This is a genomic window from uncultured Muribaculum sp. (genome assembly GCF_910583865.1).
Lineage (GTDB): Bacteria > Bacteroidota > Bacteroidia > Bacteroidales > Muribaculaceae > Muribaculum.
The window spans coordinates 36,206-56,118 of sequence record NZ_CAJTYX010000019.1; the positions used below are offsets into that span (position 1 = coordinate 36,206).

Here is a 19,913-nt window from a genome sequence, read left to right on the forward strand (position 1 = left end):
GCAACTATTAATCTCCGTGTGCTCTGTGCGTTTAAATTTGTGGGGATCCATAAAAAAGGAGGGTGTGTCATAATGGCTCATCTGGGTAGTCGCTATCGACATTCGGCTTCGGTCACGTAGGGAACTACGCTCCCATCAGCCTCAGTCTCAGCTCCTACCATCTGAGGCCATTCTCTGCAAAGCAGAGCGCTTCGCGATGACTGACAACACCCTCCCGTCCGGACACAAAAAAGGCGGTATGCCGAATTTCGACACACCGCTCTGGGATTACGAATTGCAGGGCTGCTCACGCAGCCGTTTTTATGAAATGATTATTTGAGTACTTTCTTGCCGTTGATGATGATGAGGCCTTTGGCTACCTCGGGATCGACGGGGATGCCCTGGAGATTGTAGGCCTTGACGGGAGCGTCGTTGGCCTCTGCCTCGATTGCGTCGATTGCGCTGGTGTCGCCGAAGTCATCGCCGATGCCGAAGCTCATGTAGAGCACGTTGGCGGTGTACTTGTTGGCTACAGGTTCGGTGAACTTCATGGTCATGAGCTTCTTGCCTTCGGTGAGCTTGATGCCGTCGACCTTGTTGGTGACGAACTTCTGCCAGTTGCCGGTCTTTTCGGCTGCGATATTGAAGTTGGCTTCGGGAGCTACGGTCGGGTCGGCATCATATGCACCCTTGTCGTAGATATTGAATTCTATGTTGGCCTTCTCCTGCTTTGTGGCTGTCGGGCACACGAGGGTGTATTCACCGGCCTTGGTGGCGTTGAGGATGAACTGCTCGGTCTTGTTTGCCGTGTAGTTGCAGAGGTATGGCACAATTGCGCCTTCAAGATACGATGCTCCGTCGAGCGACACAGCCTTTTCCTCTTCCTTCACACCGCCGATTTTCTTTGTGGCGAGGTTGACGGTGCCGGGGATGTTGTTTACAGAGCTGATTGCCTCGAAGTTGGCGATCATGGATACGTTGTCGATGATCTCGAAGGAGTAGGGGTTCGTGGCAAATATCTCCTCGGTGTCCTCGTTGGTGAAGTCGACAAATTTATATGTTATCTCGTCGGAGCCGGATGCCGGGGTGGCGGTAAGTGTGATAGTTGTGCCTTCGAGATAGTTGTTGGCGGCGGGAGAAGCTTTTACGGAGCCTGCGCCTTCAGGATATACGCTGGTGTAGAGCGAGTAGTAGGTGATCTGCTCCTTTGCTTCGAACCAGAGGTTGGCAACGTTGGCTGTCTCGTGGCCGTTGTCGTGGTGGAAAGTCATGCGGAGAGTGTATTCGCCGGGAGCAAGATCCTCGTCGAAGAACGCCATAGCGTCTAAGAGTGCATTCCAGTTGCTCTTCTCATTGGAGAGGTATATGGGGGCGAGCGAGAATTCGAGGTCATCACCGTTGTAAAGCTCGAAAACGAGGTTTGCACCGTCAGTCTTTACTGCATATTGGAAATGGAGTATGTACTGCGATTCGCGAGTATTGTTGATCTTGAAGTCAAGGTAGTCACCTTCGTAGAAGTTGGCTGTCTGGGGCACGATCTCCTGCTGCTGTTCCCATGCATAACGGTTCTGGTCGATCATGGCTTCCTTTAGGCCTTCGTCGGTACTGCGTGGATATACCATGTTGATTTTGGTGTAGCCGTCCTTCATCTTGAGGGGCTTTGTGTCGATGTCCTGCACGGTCTGGGCTGATGCCAGACCCACGGTCAGGAGGGCTGCTGAAAGAAGTAAAGTTTTCTTCATGATAATTGGTTGTGGTTGTTTTTTATTTGGATTGCTGTGGTTGGATTGGCGACAGATGCCGCTCGATGGGCTTTCTGCCGTCGTGGTTGGAATCTGATTCCGACCGCTAAGTTAGATGGAGAGACTGCGGTAATGGGGTGAATTTTTATCGCAAGAGGGGTGATAATGTGGTTTCGTGCTATATAACATAAAATGAAATTGTCTTAGGGCCTTTGAGGGATAAAAAAACTCCACCCTGCATCGCGCGGAGTGGAGACTGATAGGTTGCGTTTTCTTGTCTATGGATATTTGAAATGTCTGTGAATATAGAATTATATGGATTGAAAAGTTGCAGCCTATGAATGATAACTTAACCCAATTGAATATTTAACTGAAAACAATCTTTTGTACCTGTGTCAGTGTGGGGGAGAGACGGAGTGGCGGCGGATGTACCGGGGGGTACATTCCTATGTTGGATGCCGGACCCGCTGTAATTTTATCGTATGAGGATTTTGCGGCCTTGGTGGATATAGAGCCCGGGACGGGTGGGGCGCTTTTCGAGGCGATGGCCCTGGAGGGTGTACCATGCGCGGTCGGAGGTAGACTTTTTGTCGGAGAGGATACTGTCGATTCCGGAGGAGGGGTTGGAGGTGTAGAGGGTGATGCTCACGCAGGGGCGGTTGTTGCCTGTGAAGCTGAATGTCATCGATTCTTTGGCGGGAGCGGTGAGTGTTACCTCGAACGAGTCGGGATTGTCGGTCGACGAGTTTTTGCGGATCACGTAGGTGTCGGCAGCGACATCAGTGCCGTTGACGGTCGAGAGCGATGTGTCGCCATATTTGTCGGATGTATAGTAGGTGCACCCCTCGAACTTTACGCGGCTGACGGCGGCATAGGGAGGGAGTGTGATTGTATGGGTCACGTTTTCGTTCATGCGTATGAAATCGCCCTTTGTGCCGTAGGTTTTGCCGTCGGTATTGGAGAGGGACATGCCGTTGCCGAAGTTCCAGGTCGAGCCTTCGCGTGTGGCCTTGCATATGGTGTAGCTCTCGGCCACGGGATCGGAGTATATCAGTGCTCCTTCGGGTGTTCCACCCTCGTTCTGTGCTTCGGTGATGTGCTCCACGAGCGAGTTGAGATATACTTCGAGCATTGTGTAGCGCTCTTCTGTGAGGGTGAGCGCGTCGGCCGGGTTGTTGGGGTTCAGTCCATGTTCTGTCTCCCAGGCGTCGGGTATGCCGTCACCGTCGGTATCGACCGGGGCTGTTGCCGATTCGAGCGCGGGCCATGCCGACCATCCTCCGTCAGCGCCGGCAGGCCGGTTGTCCTCCTGGCTGTTGATGAATCCTTTGCCGAGCCCCGATCCGGTATGTGTGGCCTTCCCTTCGCGTGCGTCGGTGACAATCATGTCGTCATGCTCGTCGCGGCTGAGCGATGCGCCGGCGTAGTCGAGCACGCGTGCGTAGGCATCCGCTGCGGAGTGGGTGGTAGTAGTTATGAAATCGACAGGTTCGGTGCGCTTCAGGGCGTCGTCGCCCGGATATGTGCCGTCGGTGGCCGATGCGGACTTGTCGATCTGGTTGAGGAATCCGTTTTTCCAGTTGTCGGCGGTCACGTCGGAGTATTTTGTATTGACGTTCCCCTCGACGAAGTATGTGCCCCAGAGGTGGAGGGCCGGCGTGTAGGCGGGATAGGTGGTGCAGTAGCTGTTGGTGCGTACTCCCACGCCTGCTATGCGGCGTCCCTTGGTGCCTGTAGGTGAGCCGGGGCCGGGCTTGTAGTAGTTGTTGACGATGTTTACGTTCATCCCCTCGCCTCCGTAGCATCCGTTGCCGCCGAAGTTGTAGATGACGTTGTTGCGCATGTCCATGCGCTCGTCAAGCTGTGTGGTGGGGCGCGGGCCGAGGCGCGGTGTGCGCGACGTGTGGTGCGCGATCAGGTTGTGGTGGAATGATGCTCCCGAGCCGCCCCAGTTGCCTCCGTAGCCGTGCGCACCCTTGGAGTGGCCGGAGTTGACGAGGCTCTGGTCTATTATGCTCCACTGGAGGGTGGTGTTGGAGTTGCCAAGGATGGAGCAGCATTCGTCGATGCTCCACGACACGGAGCAGTGGTCGATGATCACGTCTTGGGTGTCCATCACCGATAGGCCGTCCCATCCGTCGGCACCGTTGGCGGTGACGTTCTTGTTGCCGAGGCGGAAACGCATGTAGCGGACGATGCAGTTGCCGGCCACACTCACGGGGTAGTCGGCGAGACAGATTCCGTCGCCGGGGGCGGTCTGTCCGGCCAGGGTGGTGTTGGATGATATGGTGAGTGCCGAGTTGAGGTGGATTGTCCCCGACACGTCGAACACGATTGTGCGCGGGCCGGCCTGCTTCAGCGCCCAACGGAGTGTGCCTTTCACTTCGGAGTCGTCGAGGCGGGTGACATGGTAGACGTTGCCGCCACGGCCGCCTGTGGTGTAGCGTCCGAAGCCTTCCGCGCCGGGGAATGCCGGAGTCTTTTCCGGCGTGTCGGCTGCGGCTGCCATCAGTGGCAGTGCGAGGAGTAGGATGAGGAAGTATTTCATGACCTTATCGTATTATTATTTTCTTGCCTTGGTGGATGTACAGCCCCGGCGCCGCAGGCTCGGCGGGGAGGCGGTGTCCCTGTATGGTGTACCATGCCGTGTCGGCGGAGAATCCTTCGGTGTGGCCGTCGGCGGGGATGGCCGTGATTTCATCGATTCCTGAGGTGGAGGGGTTGGAGGTGTAGAGGGTTATGCGCACGCATGGATTGTTGCCCTCCCATGTCATGGTCAGTTCGCCTGATGCCGGATTGTCGAGGGTGACTTCGAACGACGCGGGGATGGTTGACGTGTCGGAGTTCTTGGAGATTGCATACGTGCCGACGGGATATGTCGTGCCGTTCAGCTCCACAAGCGATGCGTCGGTGTATGTGTCGGAGCCGTAGTGGGTGAATCCTTCGAAACGCACGCGGTCGACCATGGCGCGGTCGGGGAGTGTGACGGTGTGGCGTGTTTTGCGCGGCAGTCGTATGTAGTCGCCCTTCGTGCCGTAGCTCTTTCCCGTGGCGTTTGAGAGTGTGATGCCATGGCCGAACTGCCATGTGGAGGGGAGGCGCGTCGATGTGGCTATTGTATAGGAGGGGAGTATGTCGGGCAGGTATTCCAGCGCTCCGTCGGCGTGGCCGCCGGCGTTCTGCGCCCGGGTGATATGGTCGACGAGCGAGTTGATGTAGACCTCCACCATCGTGTAGCCCTCGGCGTCGGTGAGTAGCGCGTCGGTCGGGTCGGCGGGGTCGAGTCCGTGGGCCAGTTCCCAGTCGTCGGGCATTCCGTCGCGGTCGGTGTCGAGCGGGGCGGCAGTTGATTTCAGCACGGGCCACGGGCTCCAGTTGTCGGGTGCGTCGGCGGGGCGGTTGTCGTATGGCGAGTCGATTATGCCCTTTGCGTTGCCCGAGCCTTTCCCGGTGAATGTGGCTGTGCCCTCGCGCACGTCAGCCACCATTAGGGCGTCGTGGGAGTCGCGGCTGAGCGACGCTCCGGCGTAGTCGAGCACGCGGAGATAGGAGTCGGCTGCGGAGTGGGTGGTGACGTGGTAGTATTTCATCGGCTCGGTAAGGCGCATGCGGCTCTCGTCGAGGTTGTATTCGGCCGGATTGTTGCGGTACGTTTCGGAAATCTGCTGCCATATTCCGAGACCCCAGTTGTCAGCGTCGACCGCCGGGTGGCGCGGGTTGACGTTCCCTTCGACGAACAGGCGCGCCCATACGTGGTACATCGGGTTACCCTCCTGCTCGTTGACACCTACGCCGCATATGCGTCTCTGGTAGCCAACGGCACGCGAGGCTATGGTGCCCGGGCCGGGCTTGTAGTAGTTGTTTACGATGTTGGCGTTCATGTTCTCCGCGCCGTAGCATCCCTGCCCGCTCCAGTTGTACATCACGTTGCACCGGAAGTCGGTGGTGTCGCGCGGGCCTGTCGCCGGGCGCTCGCCCAGGCGCGGGCATCGCGAGTCGTGGTGCACGAGCAGGTTGTGGTGGTATGAAGCGCCCTCGCCGCCCATCATGGCGCCGTAGCCGTGGGTCTTTTTGGAGTGGCCGCCGTAGCGCAGGCTCTGAGATATGACGCACCATTGTACGGTGGTGAAACGGTTGCCGTAAACAGAGCAGCACTCATCGACGCTCCACGATATGGAGCAATGGTCTATGATTATCAGTTTACCGTCGACCGCGCCGAGCCCGTCAGGCTCGAAACCGTCGCCCTCGGCCTCTGCCATGCGGTTGCCGGGGCGGAAGCGCATGTAGCGCACGATGACGTTGGGGCATGCGATGGTCACCGGATAGTCGGCCACGCAGATTCCGTCGCCGGGGGCTGTCTGGCCGGCGAGGGTAAGGTTGCCGGAGGCGATCTTGAGGTCGCTGTTGAGATATATGGTGCCCGACACGTCGAAAACCACTATGCGCGGGCCTGTCTGTTCGCATGCCCATCGCAGGGAGCCGTAGCCCGAGTCATTGAGGTTGGTGACATGGAGCACCCGTCCTCCCCTGCCGCCAGTGACGTAGCGTCCCCATCCCTCGGCTCCGGGGAATGCGGGCGTGCGCTCAATGCGCTCCTGAGCCGTAGCGGCGATGGAGACGATGGCGAGCAGTAGCGATGTGAAGAGGGTTCGGGTTTTCATGACATCGTAGATTGGTCGATGCAAAATTAATCAACGTGCTATGGTGGAGAGGGTGAAAATTTGCCGAAATATGGAGGAATCGGTGGATTTCCACCATGAATGGCTGGCGGAGCGGCGGAGCTGGTCGGGTCAGTCGGAGTAAGTCGGGTTGGTCAGACAGGTCGGACGGGTCTGACTCGTCTGACTTGTCCGACAAAAACGGCGGTGTGCCGAATTTTTCGACACACCGCCAAAGCTTGGATTTTACCTATGGGGGTTGTTGGATTATTTTATCGTACTACCTTCGAGGAGCGGCGTGTGCCGTCGGGGAGGATTTCTACGCGGATAAGTATGCCGCGTGAGTCGGGATCCGTTTCCACGCCCTGGAGGTTGTAGTAGACTACCGATGCCTGTTCGCTGTCGCCTACAATGCCGTCGATGCCTGTAGTGTTATCGGTAACGGATTTCGAAGGAGTGCCCAGGCCTCCGAAGGCGTTGGCGGTGCGTATGGTGTAGGTGTCGGCGGCAGAATCGCGTCCCTGTGTGAGCGCCAGCTCTGCTTTAGTGGTGTTGGCAAGATATTCGCCGTTCTTGAATACGGCATAGTACGATGCCCCTTCTACGGGAGTCCATGTCAGTACATGGTCGGCGAATGTCGGGTCGGCCGGTGCGTCACACTGTACGGTGGCCGATGCGGGATCCCAGGAGTCGGTGCCGCAGAGTACGTTGCGCACGGTGAGGTGTGCGGCCTGCTCAGCTGTGAGGACGGGGGTGTAGGTGTTGGTCGAGGTGGGCGAGTTGGTGCGCACGCTAAGGTCTATGGTGTTGCCATCCTTGTCCACGGAATTGTACTCGAAGAAGTGGGTGGGGAGCGTGCTCATCTTGCCCCATGCGCCGTCGTTGGGAAGGATCTCCATGATGGTATTGAGGAAGAATGCGCGAGGCTCGTTCTGCCATGGGCGTCCAAGGTCGTATGGGCCGACACCGGTGATGGTGTTGCTCTCGAACACGTAGCCGTACTTGTCGGCTGCGGATGTGGATGGAGCGGTGATATAGCCGCCGGCGATTTCATGGATGATATTGCACCGGTCGAAGTAGTGGTTGCCTCCGCCGCAGATGTAATCGACCGAACCGTGGATGTCGCAGCGGTCGAGATAGCTCTGGTTGCCGGTGACGTAGGTATCCTGTATTGACTGGAGCGCTACGTTGGCGAGGATGTCCTTGGTGCCTCCGTAGAATGCGGCTCCCACTCCCTGACGTTTGTCTGAGCCGAAGTCAAGGTCGTTGCGGATTATGAGGTCCTGGAAATAGGTGCCGCTGGCCTTGCGGGTGGAGATGACGGGGTTGGAGATGCCGGTGCGGTTGCCGTGGAGGATGACTCCGTCGCGGCTCTCGCCGATCACCGACACGTTGTGGCATGTGAAAGTCTGCTCCTCGGAACCGAAATCGTAATCGCCGTTGCGCACGAAGATCACGGCACGCTTGGCGTCGGCTGAGGTGTTGGAGGCGTTGACCTGCGCGAGGGCGGCCTTCCACTCCGTGACGTTGCCTACCACGATAGGCTCGATCGCCTCGACTGCCTTGGGTGCTCCCACCTCGATGTCGAGGGTGAGGGGATTGTCATTGACGTTGCCGAAAGTGTCCTCGGCTTTTCCTGCGGCTATCGTGAGCGGTGAGGTGGTGTTGTAGGGGAGATCCCATACCTTGAAGCGCACTACGGCTCCGGCCACTTCGCCTTCGACGGTTTGCCCGCCTATGTTGGCGGTGGCGCTCTTCATCTCGCGGTCGAAAGTGAATGTCGCTACGGTGTGGTTGACGTCCGCTGTGGGTGTCGCCGAAGTGGCGGTGACTGCCGGAGGCGTGGTGAGGGCTTCCTTGCAGGTCAGAATCTCGAACCATGCCACGGGCTGGCTGCCGGGTGTGAAGAGGAACTTCACGGGAGTGCCGGCCTTGTGCCCCTCGAAGTTGACGAAGATGTTTTTCTCGGCACCGTCGCCGTTCTTGAAGTAGGATGCGGTGGGGAGGTATACGGTGGCATCTTCAGAGGTGACGTAGCCGATTGTCCCGGGATTGTAGTTGTCTTTAAGATTGGTGAACTTGATCTGCTTGACGATTACGTTGGAGGGAACGGTCAGGGTGATTTCGGTGTTGTTCTTGAACTTGAACTGTGTGCCGCCCCATCCGTCGTTGGCGGGGTTGAGCGAGTAGAGTCCGTTGCTCCATGATCCGTCGGGCTGGTTGAGCGCGCCGTCGTAGACCAGTTTTACCATCTCATCCTCGGGGGCTGCCTCGTAGATGTGGAATCCGGAGATATTGAGGGTGTATGTCTTGCTCTTTGATCCGGCCTCCCCCTTGAATGTGAATGTTCCGGTGGCTCCGTCGATGGTGCCGGCGGCGGTTGTCTTGCTGTTGTCGGCGAATGTGGCCACGATCACCGGCGACGCGGTGAAGATCCAGTCGGCGAGTGTGGCTGTGGCGTTGTCCCCCTTGACATTCAGCGCCTCTACGAGTGCTGCCGGAGCTTCTACGTCGTCGATGGTGAGGCTGTTGATGAGGATATCGCCTATGCGGTAGAGGCGCAGTGTGTATGTGTCACGGAACACGAGCACGCCTTCCTGTGCCGATACGTTGAAGGTGACGATGGTCTGTGTGCTCCCCTCGGGTGTGGGGAGGGTGTATGTGCCGTCGCCGTTGTCGGTCACTGTCACGGCGTTGCCCTCTCCGTCGACGGCGGTCGACTTGATGACGGCATTGGCGTTGGCGCTGACCTTGAGCGTGGTGGTGGCGGCGAAGTCAAGTGGGAGGTTGCAGTTCCAGTCGAAGCCCTCACCCTTGGTGACGTCCTGGCCCTCGATGGCGATGCCACGGAATGTGGCGCATCGGTCGGCTATCTTTGCCAGCGTCATGTCCTGGTAGTTGGCGATGAATCCGCCGTGGGGAGCGTTGAACACCACCTTGAAGGTCTTTTTGCCTTTGGTAAGCTCACCTTCGAGGTTGATGGTCTGGGGCGTGTAGTTGGCCGATTCGGCGGGGATGGTCCATACGGTCTCTGCCTATACGGTTTTCGTTGCCTTGTCGGTGACGGTGGCGGTGATTGTGCCGTCGCCATACTTTGACAGGGGTATGGTCATGGCGTAGACGCCTGCTTCATCGACGGTTATCTCGTTGGAAGTGCCGCATCCGTCCTTCACGTATCCGATGTTCTGCCCCTCGTTGCGTGCGCCGCCTATGAGTGTGGAGCGGGCGATAGAGACTGTGCCCGGGATATGCTCGGTGTTGTCGGACGATGCATCGTAGAGTGCGAGCTTGCCCCAGTTGCCTGCATAGTTGCTCCCTTCAAGGTCCCTGGCTGCGAGTGTCAGTGTGTAGGAACCCGCCGGTATTGCCGGGATGTCGAAGTTGGATGTGGTGGATGGTGTCCAGCTGCCGGTGTTCTCGATCTTGTGCACGTCGGCGAACACCCGGTTGCCTGCGGCGTCGGAGATGGTCACGTCCATGTAGGCTGTGCCCTTGTGGCCCGTAGCGATGGTCATCTGGTAGGCGCCTTCGGCGCTGCTGACGAGGTTGAAGGTGACTGTGGTGCCTGCACCGGTAGATCCGATGTTGCCGCCGTTGTTCTCGACCTTTCCGGAAGTTCCGTTGAAATCGCCGTTGTTCCAGTCGATGAATTCACCCGCAGGGGTGGGAATCGACACGGGATCGCCCGCGGCTGCCGAGACTGTCATAGGCATGAGGGTCATGACGGCGGCGAGCGTCAGTGATGAGTGTAAGTTTTTAAACATGAATGATGGTTGGATTTTAAGGTTATGGAGGTGTCCGTGACGGGCGCTCCTCCTAACTGGATATTGGATAATTGAAAAGTATGCGGATATTTTCGGATGGCGCAAAACTAAGGTTAAAGATCGAGGTTTGAAACAGGATATGGGTGCGCGCAGGCCGAAAAGTCAAAAAATCCACTTTTTTCGTCAAATCGCAAACTGTAGGGCTATAGAGGTGGGTTTTACGATAATAAGTGCGCGGGAATGCCGGAGGTAGCGCCTATCTTCGCAAAAGAAAAAACATAATATCCGTAACCTTATGAAATTACCACGAATCATAGCGATTATTGCAGTCTGTGCGGCTGCCGGAGCGATCGCCTGCCACGCACAGCGTGCCGATTATCTCGATCCGGCGCTCACTCCCGAGGAGCGTGCCTCCGACCTGTGCCGCCGGCTCACTCTTGAAGAAAAGTCACAGCTCATGCGCAACGGCTCTCCTGCGATAGAGCGTCTGGGCATACCGGCGTTCGACTGGTGGAGCGAGGCGCTCCACGGGGTTGGTCGCAACGGCCTTGCCACGGTGTTCCCTTCGTGCATAGGCATGGCGGCCTCGTTCGACGATGACATGATAGAGCGTGTGTTCAGCGCCGTGAGCGACGAGGCCCGCGCCAAAAACACCGACGCTCGGCGCAACGGGCATGTGGGTAAATACCGCTGCCTGAGCTTTTGGACACCGACGGTCAACGTGTTCCGCGATCCCCGATGGGGACGTGGTCAGGAGAGCTACGGGGAGGATCCATATATGAACGGCAGAATGGGCATCCGCGTGGTGCACGGGCTACAGGGCGACACTACACATAAATATATGAAACTGCTGGCATGCGCCAAGCATTTTGCCGTGCACAGCGGCCCGGAAAAGACGCGCCACAGCATGAACGTCGAGGCGCTTCCCGCACGCGAGCTTTGGGAGACCTATCTCCCGGCTTTCAAGGCCCTCGTGAAAGATGCAGGAGTGCGCGAGGTCATGTGCGCCTACCAGCGATTCGAGGGTGAGGCATGCTGCGGGAGTAACCGTCTCCTACAGCAGATACTCCGCGACGATTGGGGGTTCGACGGCATGGTGGTGAGCGACTGCGGTGCCATAAACGACTTCTATCTGCCAAAGCGCCACGGTGTGGCCGAGGATGCCGCCGGGGCTACGGCCTTGGGTGTGCTCAGCGGCACTGACGTGGAGTGCGGCAGCGTCTACAAGCATCTGCCCGACGCAGTGAGGAAGGGGTATGTCAGCGAGGATGCGGTCGACGTGTGTGTGCGCAGGCTTCTTGCCGAGAGGTTCCGTCTTGGCGACTTCGACCCGGATTCGCTGGTGGAATGGACGCGCATACCGATGAGCGTGGTCGACTGCCCGGAGCATCGTGCACTTGCGCTACAGGCCGCACGCGAGCAGATGGTGCTGTTGAAGAATGACGGTATCTTGCCGCTCAAACCTGGTAAGCGCGTGATGATTATGGGCCCGAATGCAGCCGACTCGACCATGCAGTGGGGCATATACTACGGGCAGCCGGGGCGCACCGTGACCATCCTGCAAGGTATGCGCGACAGGCTCGGCGCTGACGTGCCCTACATGCAGGCATGCGGCATCACGTCGCCGACCGAACGTGTGAGCATCTTCGACCGCTTCACCGCCTCCGACGGCACTCCCGGCATGGAGGGCGTCTATTGGAACAACACGACCATGGAGGGGGATGCAGCCGCCACGTTGATGTACACCTCGCCGGTCAACCTCGATAACGGAGGCAACACGGCGTTTGCGCCGGGTGTCGATCTCGAGAATTTCACACTGCGCCTGCGCGGCTCGTTTGTGGCCGATGCGGACGAGGAACTTGATATGATATACAACAACGACGACGGTCTGCGCATCATAGTCAACGGCGATACCGTGCACGAGCGGTGGAAGGCCGAACCGCTCAACCACCGTAGCCGCAAGCTTGTGGTGGAGAAGGGTAAGCGCTACGACATCGGCGTGGACTACATGCAGGTGAACGGGGCTGCCACGCTCGGCTTCGACATATGCCGCCAGAGGGAGCTGTCGGTCGATGAAGTGGTGGCCCGGGCTGCCGGTGCCGATGTGGTGGTGTTTGTCGGAGGTATCTCACCGGCCTTTGAGCGCGAGCAGGCCAAGGTGCGCGAGCCTGGATTTGACGACGGCGACCGCACGTCGATAGAGCTTCCTGCGGTGCAGCGCGAGATACTGCGTGCGCTGAAGGCCGCCGGCAAGGATGTGGTGCTTGTCAATTGTAGCGGAAGCGCGGTGGCGCTGTCGCCCGAGATGCAGAGCTGCGACGCCATACTCCAGGCCTGGTATCCCGGGCAGGAGGGTGGCACTGCGGTGGCCGAGGTTCTATGCGGCGACTTCAACCCGTGCGGCAAGCTGCCGGTGACATTTTATTGCGACGACGCCCAGCTCCCGGCGTTCGACGAATACCGCATGGAGGGGCGCACTTACCGCTATCTGCGCGAGAAGCCGCTCTTCCCCTTCGGCCACGGGCTGAGCTATACTACCTACCGTTATGGCAAGCCCCGCTATGCCGACGGCATGGTTACCGTGGAGGTGCGCAATATCGGCAAGATGGCCGGAACCGAGGTTGTGCAGCTTTATCTGCGTCGTCCGGCTGACGTCAAAGGGCCTAACAAGACCCTGCGCGGGTATGAACGAGTGGAACTGCAGCCCGGTGAACGCAGGACGGTGAGCATACCTATGCCCCGGGAGCTGTTCGAGTCGTGGGACGAGGAGTCGGAGCGCATGCGCGTGGTCTCCGGGCGCTATGAGGTGATGGTCGGGCCGTCGAGCCGCGACGAGGACCTGAAGAGAATCGAAGTTGAAATCTGACATTTTACACCTGATTGATCATGAAGATAACACAGACCATATATGTGATGGCGATAGTCGGGGCGGTGGCTTCGGCATCGCTCACAGCCGGGAAGAAAGCTCCTGCATGCGCGGAGTTTACCGCTTTTACCTACACCGGCAACGACGACTATTACAACGACAATCCCCTGCACGCGGAGGATGAGTTCTACAACCCCATACTCCCCGGATGGTACTCCGACCCGAGTGTGGTGCGCAACGGAGGCGATTATTACCTCGTGGCCTCCACCTTCGGCTATTTCCCCGGAATCCCGCTCTACCACAGCCGCGACCTTGTAAACTGGCGGCTTGTGCGCAACGTGCTCGACCGTCCCGGCCAGCTACCCGGACTCAGGGGGCAGAGCATTGACCGTGGAGGCATATACGCGCCCCAGATTTCCTATAACCCGGCTGAAGGGAAATACTACGTGGTGACGACCGACGTAGGCCGCCGGGAAGGTCATTTCTATGTCACTGCCACCGATCCTGAAGGTGACTGGAGCGACCCGGTATGGCTGCACGGCATCGACGGCATCGACCCGTCGTTCTTTTTCGATGACGACGGAGAGGCCTACATAGTATATAAGGAGGACACTGCCGGCAAACCGAAGTGGAGCAACTACCGGTGCATACGGTTCATACGGTTCGACACCGCCACCGGGCAGACCGCCGGGGAGTCGTGGCCGCTGGTAGAGGAGGGCGTAGGCCCGGATGAACGGCTCGACCGCGATGAAGGGCCACATATATATAAGGTGGACGGGAGCTACATACTGCTGTGCGCCGAAGGCGGTACGAGCACCCAGCATTCGGCGGTGGTTTACCGTGCCGACAGCATCCGCGGCCCGTACAGGCGCTGGGGACGCAATCCCGCGCTCACGCAGCGACACCTGAAGGATAAGCGCACCAATCCCGTCACGTGTGCCGGCCATGCCGACCTCGTATCGACCCCGGAGGGCGAATGGTGGGGAGTGTTCCTCGGTTGCCGTCCCGGTCCGGGTGGTTTCCAGGCCTTGGGGAGGGAGACGTTTCTTATGCCGGTGAAGTGGAGCCGCGACGGGTTTCCATATTTCACGCAGTCGCAGGACACTGTGCCTCTGCGGCTGCGCCGCGAGGGTGTGGTGCGCGACACTGCAGCATGCTGTGCCGGCAACTTCACTTGGCGCGACGATTTCCGTAGCGCGACGCTGCGCCCCGAGTGGATAGGTCTGCGCGGATCCACAGCCGACTATTGCACGCTCGACGGCAAGTGCATGCGCCTGCAGTGCAGCCGGGAGTTGTCTACCGGCAAAGACGTGCCGGCATATGTCGGCAGGCGCATACAGCACCACAAGTTCGAGGCGACGGCGCGTGTAAGGTTCACCCCGCGCTCCGAGGGTGAGTCGGCGGGGATGCTGATGCTGAAAAACGAGTCACGGCAGTACTATCTTGCGCTTTGCGGCGACCGTGTCGAGCTGCGCACTCTGTCGCCTCGTGAGGTCAAGGTGCTCGCTTCCATCCCCGTACCATCCACTGCCGGGAAAGGGTTGGAGATGCGCGTGGTTTCCGACGGGGTGTGCTACCATTTTTATGTGCGTCCTGTCTCTGCAAACGTGGATTGGATTCCGGTGGCGCAGGATGTCGATGCGTCCTATCTTGCCTGCGAGCGGACGGGCGGATTCACCGGCGCGACCATAGGCCTGTATGCCGAGAGCCGGCAGAATTGATGGTTAATGAATGTTAAATGGGGGGGGTAAAATTGTTAATGAAAGTCGGTTCGTGTAGTGTTTGCTTAAAAAACATATATATTTGCAAAGTTTCACACAATTATCAAATAAATCACACATTACACGTTACACAATGGAAATATCCAGGAAACTTGCAATTCTGGCATTGTCAGGATTGATTGGTGCAGGATTTACCGCATGCGGCGGTGACGATGACGACATTCAGATCAGCACAGAGGGTACACAGGGAACGGTGACACCACCCACCACCGAACCGGGAGCGGTCGACCCGACTGTGACAGGTACGCTCGCCCCGGCCGAAGCCGGCAAGTATATCGAAAATACGGCCAAGCAGTTCGAGCAGGTCTGCAATCCGCAGGATCAGAAGGCCGCCGTGCAGTCACTGATGACAATCGCATCAGTGTTTGAGAAATATAATGGCGACTCTGACGACGAGGAGGATTATCCTTATATGGTCTCCAATGGAGTGCGTGCCATAGCTCGCGCGGTAGAGAGCGGCGATTACGCCGGTATCTCGCGTGCCGTGCAACAGGTGACCAACAACGCCTCTTTCAATCCATATACCTACCGAGGTGTGTACACTCCCGTGTATGATGCCGAGGAGGATGAATATGCGTGGGTAAAGACTCTTGAGAGCGAGAACGCCATAATATTCCGCTCGGAGCAGGATCGCGTGGAAGTGTCTCTGACCATGAGCGGCGATACATGGACCGGCAAGTTCACCACCAATGAGTATGATTATGACTATGATTATGATCCTAATACCGGTGATTACAATTATACCGAGTATGACATCACCACCCATTGGACTGTGAACGTTCCGGCCAAGATGACATTCGTCATGTCGCACAACGGACAGGCTGCCGCCAGCGCCGTGGTAGAGAGCAACTACAACGAGGGTGGACACACGTTCGCCATAAAAACCTCGGTATCAGTTGCTAACATCCAGACCAACGGCGATGTTTCGGGCACTGACAGCAAGGTTACGGAGAAGTGCAGCGCCACTGTCGGAAGCACCCGTGTGCTCTATTCTGTAGGGGAGGTCAACGGCTCCGGCCTCTGCGACCGCAACAAGATTGATCAGCTTGTAAATGCCGGCCATGTGGCAGCTTCAGCCCAGGTCGACAATATCTTCAAGGGCGCTACCGCAAAGGTTGACATCATCGACCGCATACAGCTCAACTCCACCTGCTCGTCGCTCAAGCAGATTGTGGCCAACGGCGGTTATAACGAGGATGTAGAGGATGAGGTGCGTGCCATGGCTACGGCTCTCAACAACAATGTCAAGACCACCCTCAAGTTCGGCAACACCGACTTCGAGCAGGGCACTATCACCTGGAAGTGCATGCCTCACAGCTACACATCCGGTTGGGGCGAAGAATGGGAATATACCTATACATGGTATCAGGCTGATCCTGTCATCACTCTTTCCGACGGTGTAGACATGTCTCTCGGCAGTTTCATGGAGAGCGGCTCGATGCAGAGCGTGGTCCGCACTCTCGAGAGCATACGCGACACTTACATGCGTGCCTTCGGCATGTATTGATGAAGCCAATGCCACGGCATAGGATACAATTGCACATAATCGTGAGAGCCGCGTCTACAGCGTGGCTCTCGCTGTTGTGTGGCCTGACGGTGCATGGCGCCCCTACGACCGCCGAGATGGCCGACAGCATAGATCCCGGGGGCGGCGTGAGTCTGCGCGAGGTGACAGTGGAAGCGCAGTCGCGCCGTCCCGCCCGTGTCGCCGGTGATGCTTCTATGACCGTAGACGCGTCAGTGACCGGCCAACGCATGCGTGCTTTCGGCGAGGCCGACGCCATGCGGTGGATCTCGACGCTGCCGGGCATCTCCGCCGCAGGCGATTACGCCTCCGGAGTGTCGGTCGACGGCACCGAGTATTCCCACACGTACTACGGCATAGGCGGTGCGCCGGTGTTTTTCCCTTACCATTTCGGCGGGATATTCTCCGTGTTCAACTCGGAGCACATGCCTGTGGTGCACCTTGAAAAGTCGGTGCACACTCCCGACATGCCGCCGCGTCTGGGCGGACGCATAGACTTCGCGCCGCGCCGAGGACTTACGGAACGCGTGAAGGGTGTGGTCAACGTGGGGTTGCTGGCAAGCAGCGCCACGGTGTCGGCCCCGCTCGGTGACCGTGCCGACGTCACGGCCTCGGCGCGTGTGAGCTACATCGACGCATTGTACGGGAGCATGCTCACGTCGAACTCGACCGACATCGGCTATGGTTTCGACGATTACAACCTCACGGCCCGCGTGGTTGCAGGCTCGCGTGACCGTCTGGGCGTGCACCTGTTCTATAACCGCGATTTTCTCCGGACCAACGACGACCGCTATGCGCTCGACACCCGTTTCCGATGGCATAATTTCCTTGCCGCCGGCGAGTGGGAACACAAGGGGGAGCGCTTTGACTGGCATCAGAACGTGTATTGTTCGACTTTCGGCTCGACGTTCGGAATGAACATGAGCAGGGTGGGGGCAAGGATACCATCGTCGATCACCGAGAGCGGCACGCGCGGGCACGGGAGCTACGTGGCCGGAGGACTTCGCGGCGTGCGGCTGCTGTTCGGCGCCTCGGCGGCCCACCTTTCCGGCATACCCCAGTGGGCTGCCGTTTCAGGCTACGGCTATGCCCCGTCGGAGCGCCCGGCGCGGGTCAATGCCTTTTCGGCGTCGGCCCATCTGGCGTGTGAATTTTCCATCGCTCCATCGCTGCGTCTGACTGCGGGGGCGAAGATGCTTGTCTACTCATCTGCCGGCTACAGGCCGCTGTTTGTCGACCCGACGGCCACGCTTACGTGGACCACGAGGGCAGGGACATTCAACCTGCATGCCGCCGGCTACACGCAGCCGCTCCATCAGGTGGGATTCAGCGACATAGGACTTGCCTCCAACTTCTGGCTCATAGCGGGCCGCGAGCTAAAGGCGCAGAGGGCGCGCACGGCGGCGCTGTCGTGGGTGCATTCTCCGGGGGGCGACGAGTGGGAATTGTCGGCGGACGTCTACTACAAGCGCCTGACCGGTGCCTCGGAGTATGACGGCACCACCATCACCTTGCTTGAACCGGGCTACAGCGCTATGGAGCATGTGATAACAGGCGACGGGCGCAACTACGGGGCGGGGGTGATGGTCTCGCGCGTGGCGGGACGGCTTACCGGCTCATGTTCGCTGGCGTGGGGACGTGCGCAGCGGCGTTTCCCATCGTTGGGGGATCGCTGGGTGACGGCTGCCGTGGAACAGCGCCTGTCGGCCACCGTGCAAGGGCATTACCGCCTTACGCCCGCTATCGGACTCGACGCGGCGTGGACCTACGCTACGGGACGTCCGGTGACTCCGGTCACGGCGCTGTATATGATAGGGGAGAATGTGATCTCAGAGTTCGGCGAGCGTAATTCGCGCTGCATGCCGGCATATCACAGGCTCGACCTTTCGGCCTCGTGGAACTTCAGGATAAAGCGTTGGCCCGGGATAGATAACATGCTTATCCTGTCGGTGATCAACGCCTACGGCCACAGCAACGTTTCGATAGTGACGTTCGGCTACGACACGGATGAAGCCGTGTTTGCACGCCGCGAGTCGGCTTCGCTCTATAAGTTCATGCCTTCGCTGGCTTATGTAATGCGTTTTTGAATGAGAGAGATTTGCTATTATATAATGATGGTGATAGGCATGATGCCGGTTCTGGTGTCGTGCCAAAAGACCATCGACGATGATTACGGCGCGGCTTCACGGCTCGTGGTGGAGGGATGGATCGACTCCGACGGACATCCGACGGTGATGCTCACGCGCAGCTTCTCGCCTATGAATCCGGCAGACATTACGGTGGGTGACCTTGTGGTGCGTTGGGCCAAGGTTACCATCTCCGACGGCGAGAGAACGGCTACGATGATCGGGCGTGTCGACCGGACGGTCACTCCTCCGTTTGTCTACACCACTGCCGACATCAAGGGGAGGCCCGGGAAGAGGTATACCGTAACCGCCGAATATGACGGTGAGCGTGTGAGCGCCGTGTGCGTTATGCCTGAACCTTCGGCGATCGGGCGTGTCGACGTGTTGCCGGTTGCTTCCTGCGATACCCTGCGCGAGGTGACGCTGACATTCGTGCCGGAGGCCGACCGCTGCTATCAGCTTGTCGTGTATGACCCTGAGATGAGCGGGCGTTTCCTGCCATGCTTCATGGGGACATACCGCCCCGAAGCCGGAATGGCCGGTGAGGTGACGCTTACGGTGTGCCGCCCGAACATCGATACGGAGAGGGACGACTATACACCTTACTTCGCGGTGGGACACAGGATCGGCGTGGCGCTAACGACGATAACTACGGAAGTGTGGCGCTTCTGGCATCAGTATGACGACGTTACAGCTTTCGGCGGAAATATTTTCCTTGCGGGGAGCGTGCCGTTGGGCGGCAATATCGCCGGAGGCTACGGGGTGTGGAGCGCACGCGGATGGGATTATCGCACAGTCGTGGTCGACTGATAGGGGACTGCTTAATAAGCTCCTGTAAATCACTGATTTACCCCCTCCATTTTTGTTTGGTTTTGTGGCGGGAATTATGTAACTTTGTCGCTTCTTAATCGACCATATCACTAAATTCTTGCTATAAATGAAAAAATTGTTACTATCTTTAGGAGGACTTGCTGTCTTATTTGCCGCAGAGGCGGCTCCTGTCACACCTGACGAGGCTCTTGCACGTCTTATCTCAGGGAGCAGACCGGGTATGCATGCCGCTCCCTCCGGAATGAGGTTGATGCGTACCGTCGATGCCTCCGACGGAATGCCTGCCGTGTACGTGTTCGGTAACGGGCAGGCGCAGTCCATGTTTGTCAGTGCCGACGATCTGGCCCGTCCGCTGCTCGGTCGGCTCGATGCGGCTCCTGCTCCCGGCGAGGCGATGCCCGTGCAGCTGGAGGCTTGGCTCGCCGACGTGTCCGAGGCTATAATGGAGGCGCGCAGCCGCAACCTGTCGCCGCTGCGCATAGTCGATGGCGAAGATGACGATGCTTCCGCGACACGCGAGCCCGTGGCACCGATGCTGTCGACCAAATGGGGGCAGGGATATCCCTACAATGGCATGTGTCCCAAATTTTATTATTACTGTCCGCTAAACCATAAATCAGAGAGTCCAACATCTTGAAAGG

11 protein-coding genes are annotated in these 19,913 nt (G+C 58.4%); 6 read left to right on the top strand and 5 right to left on the bottom strand.

From position 1 onward, the window contains the following. Positions 1-311: 311 nt before the first annotated feature. The 5 genes from QZ303_RS05975 to QZ303_RS05995 all read right to left on the bottom strand — a co-directional run bounded on the left by QZ303_RS05975 (position 312) and on the right by QZ303_RS05995 (position 10,143). Positions 312-1,721 carry a hypothetical protein gene (locus QZ303_RS05975; RefSeq protein WP_295730531.1) on the bottom strand — a complete coding sequence of 470 codons (1,410 nt, stop codon included), beginning with the start codon at positions 1,719-1,721 and terminating at the stop codon, positions 312-314. A gap of 475 nt (positions 1,722-2,196) precedes the next feature. Further along, entirely contained in the window at positions 2,197-4,269 is a 2,073-nt protein-coding gene (locus QZ303_RS05980; RefSeq protein ID WP_295730533.1) for a pectate lyase, read from the bottom strand. A 4-nt stretch (positions 4,270-4,273) separates the two neighbouring features. Beyond that, on the bottom strand, positions 4,274-6,382 hold the full coding sequence (locus QZ303_RS05985) for a pectate lyase (protein ID WP_295730535.1): 2,109 nt from the start codon (positions 6,380-6,382) through the stop codon (positions 4,274-4,276). A gap of 269 nt (positions 6,383-6,651) precedes the next feature. Next, the gene (locus QZ303_RS05990) at positions 6,652-9,315 is read right to left on the bottom strand and encodes a pectinesterase family protein (protein WP_295730538.1); all 2,664 of its coding nucleotides are present in this window, start codon (positions 9,313-9,315) and stop codon (positions 6,652-6,654) included. A gap of 99 nt (positions 9,316-9,414) precedes the next feature. Further along, complete coding sequence (locus QZ303_RS05995) at positions 9,415-10,143, bottom strand: hypothetical protein (RefSeq protein WP_295730541.1); 729 nt, start codon at positions 10,141-10,143, stop codon at positions 9,415-9,417. A gap of 295 nt (positions 10,144-10,438) precedes the next feature. Between QZ303_RS05995 and xyl3A the strand changes: the two genes are divergently transcribed. The 6 genes from xyl3A (at position 10,439) to QZ303_RS06025 (ending at position 19,909) form a co-directional block, all read left to right on the top strand. Next, positions 10,439-13,009, top strand: coding sequence for a xylan 1,4-beta-xylosidase (gene xyl3A / locus QZ303_RS06000; RefSeq protein ID WP_295730543.1), 2,571 nt, complete (start codon positions 10,439-10,441; stop codon positions 13,007-13,009). Positions 13,010-13,029: 20 nt separating this feature from the next. After that, positions 13,030-14,730, top strand: coding sequence for a glycoside hydrolase family 43 protein (locus QZ303_RS06005; RefSeq protein WP_295730546.1), 1,701 nt, complete (start codon positions 13,030-13,032; stop codon positions 14,728-14,730). A 133-nt stretch (positions 14,731-14,863) separates the two neighbouring features. Beyond that, entirely contained in the window at positions 14,864-16,297 is a 1,434-nt protein-coding gene (locus tag QZ303_RS06010) for a hypothetical protein (protein ID WP_295730549.1), read from the top strand. Between the two features lie 41 nt (positions 16,298-16,338). Then, complete coding sequence (locus QZ303_RS06015) at positions 16,339-18,402, top strand: hypothetical protein (RefSeq protein WP_295730552.1); 2,064 nt, start codon at positions 16,339-16,341, stop codon at positions 18,400-18,402. Continuing rightward, the gene (locus QZ303_RS06020; protein WP_295730554.1) at positions 18,403-19,251 is read left to right on the top strand and encodes a DUF4249 family protein; all 849 of its coding nucleotides are present in this window, start codon (positions 18,403-18,405) and stop codon (positions 19,249-19,251) included. A gap of 127 nt (positions 19,252-19,378) precedes the next feature. Further along, a complete protein-coding gene (locus tag QZ303_RS06025) occupies positions 19,379-19,909 on the top strand; it encodes a Spi family protease inhibitor (RefSeq protein WP_295730557.1) in 531 nt (176 codons plus the stop codon). Positions 19,910-19,913: the final 4 nt, after the last annotated feature.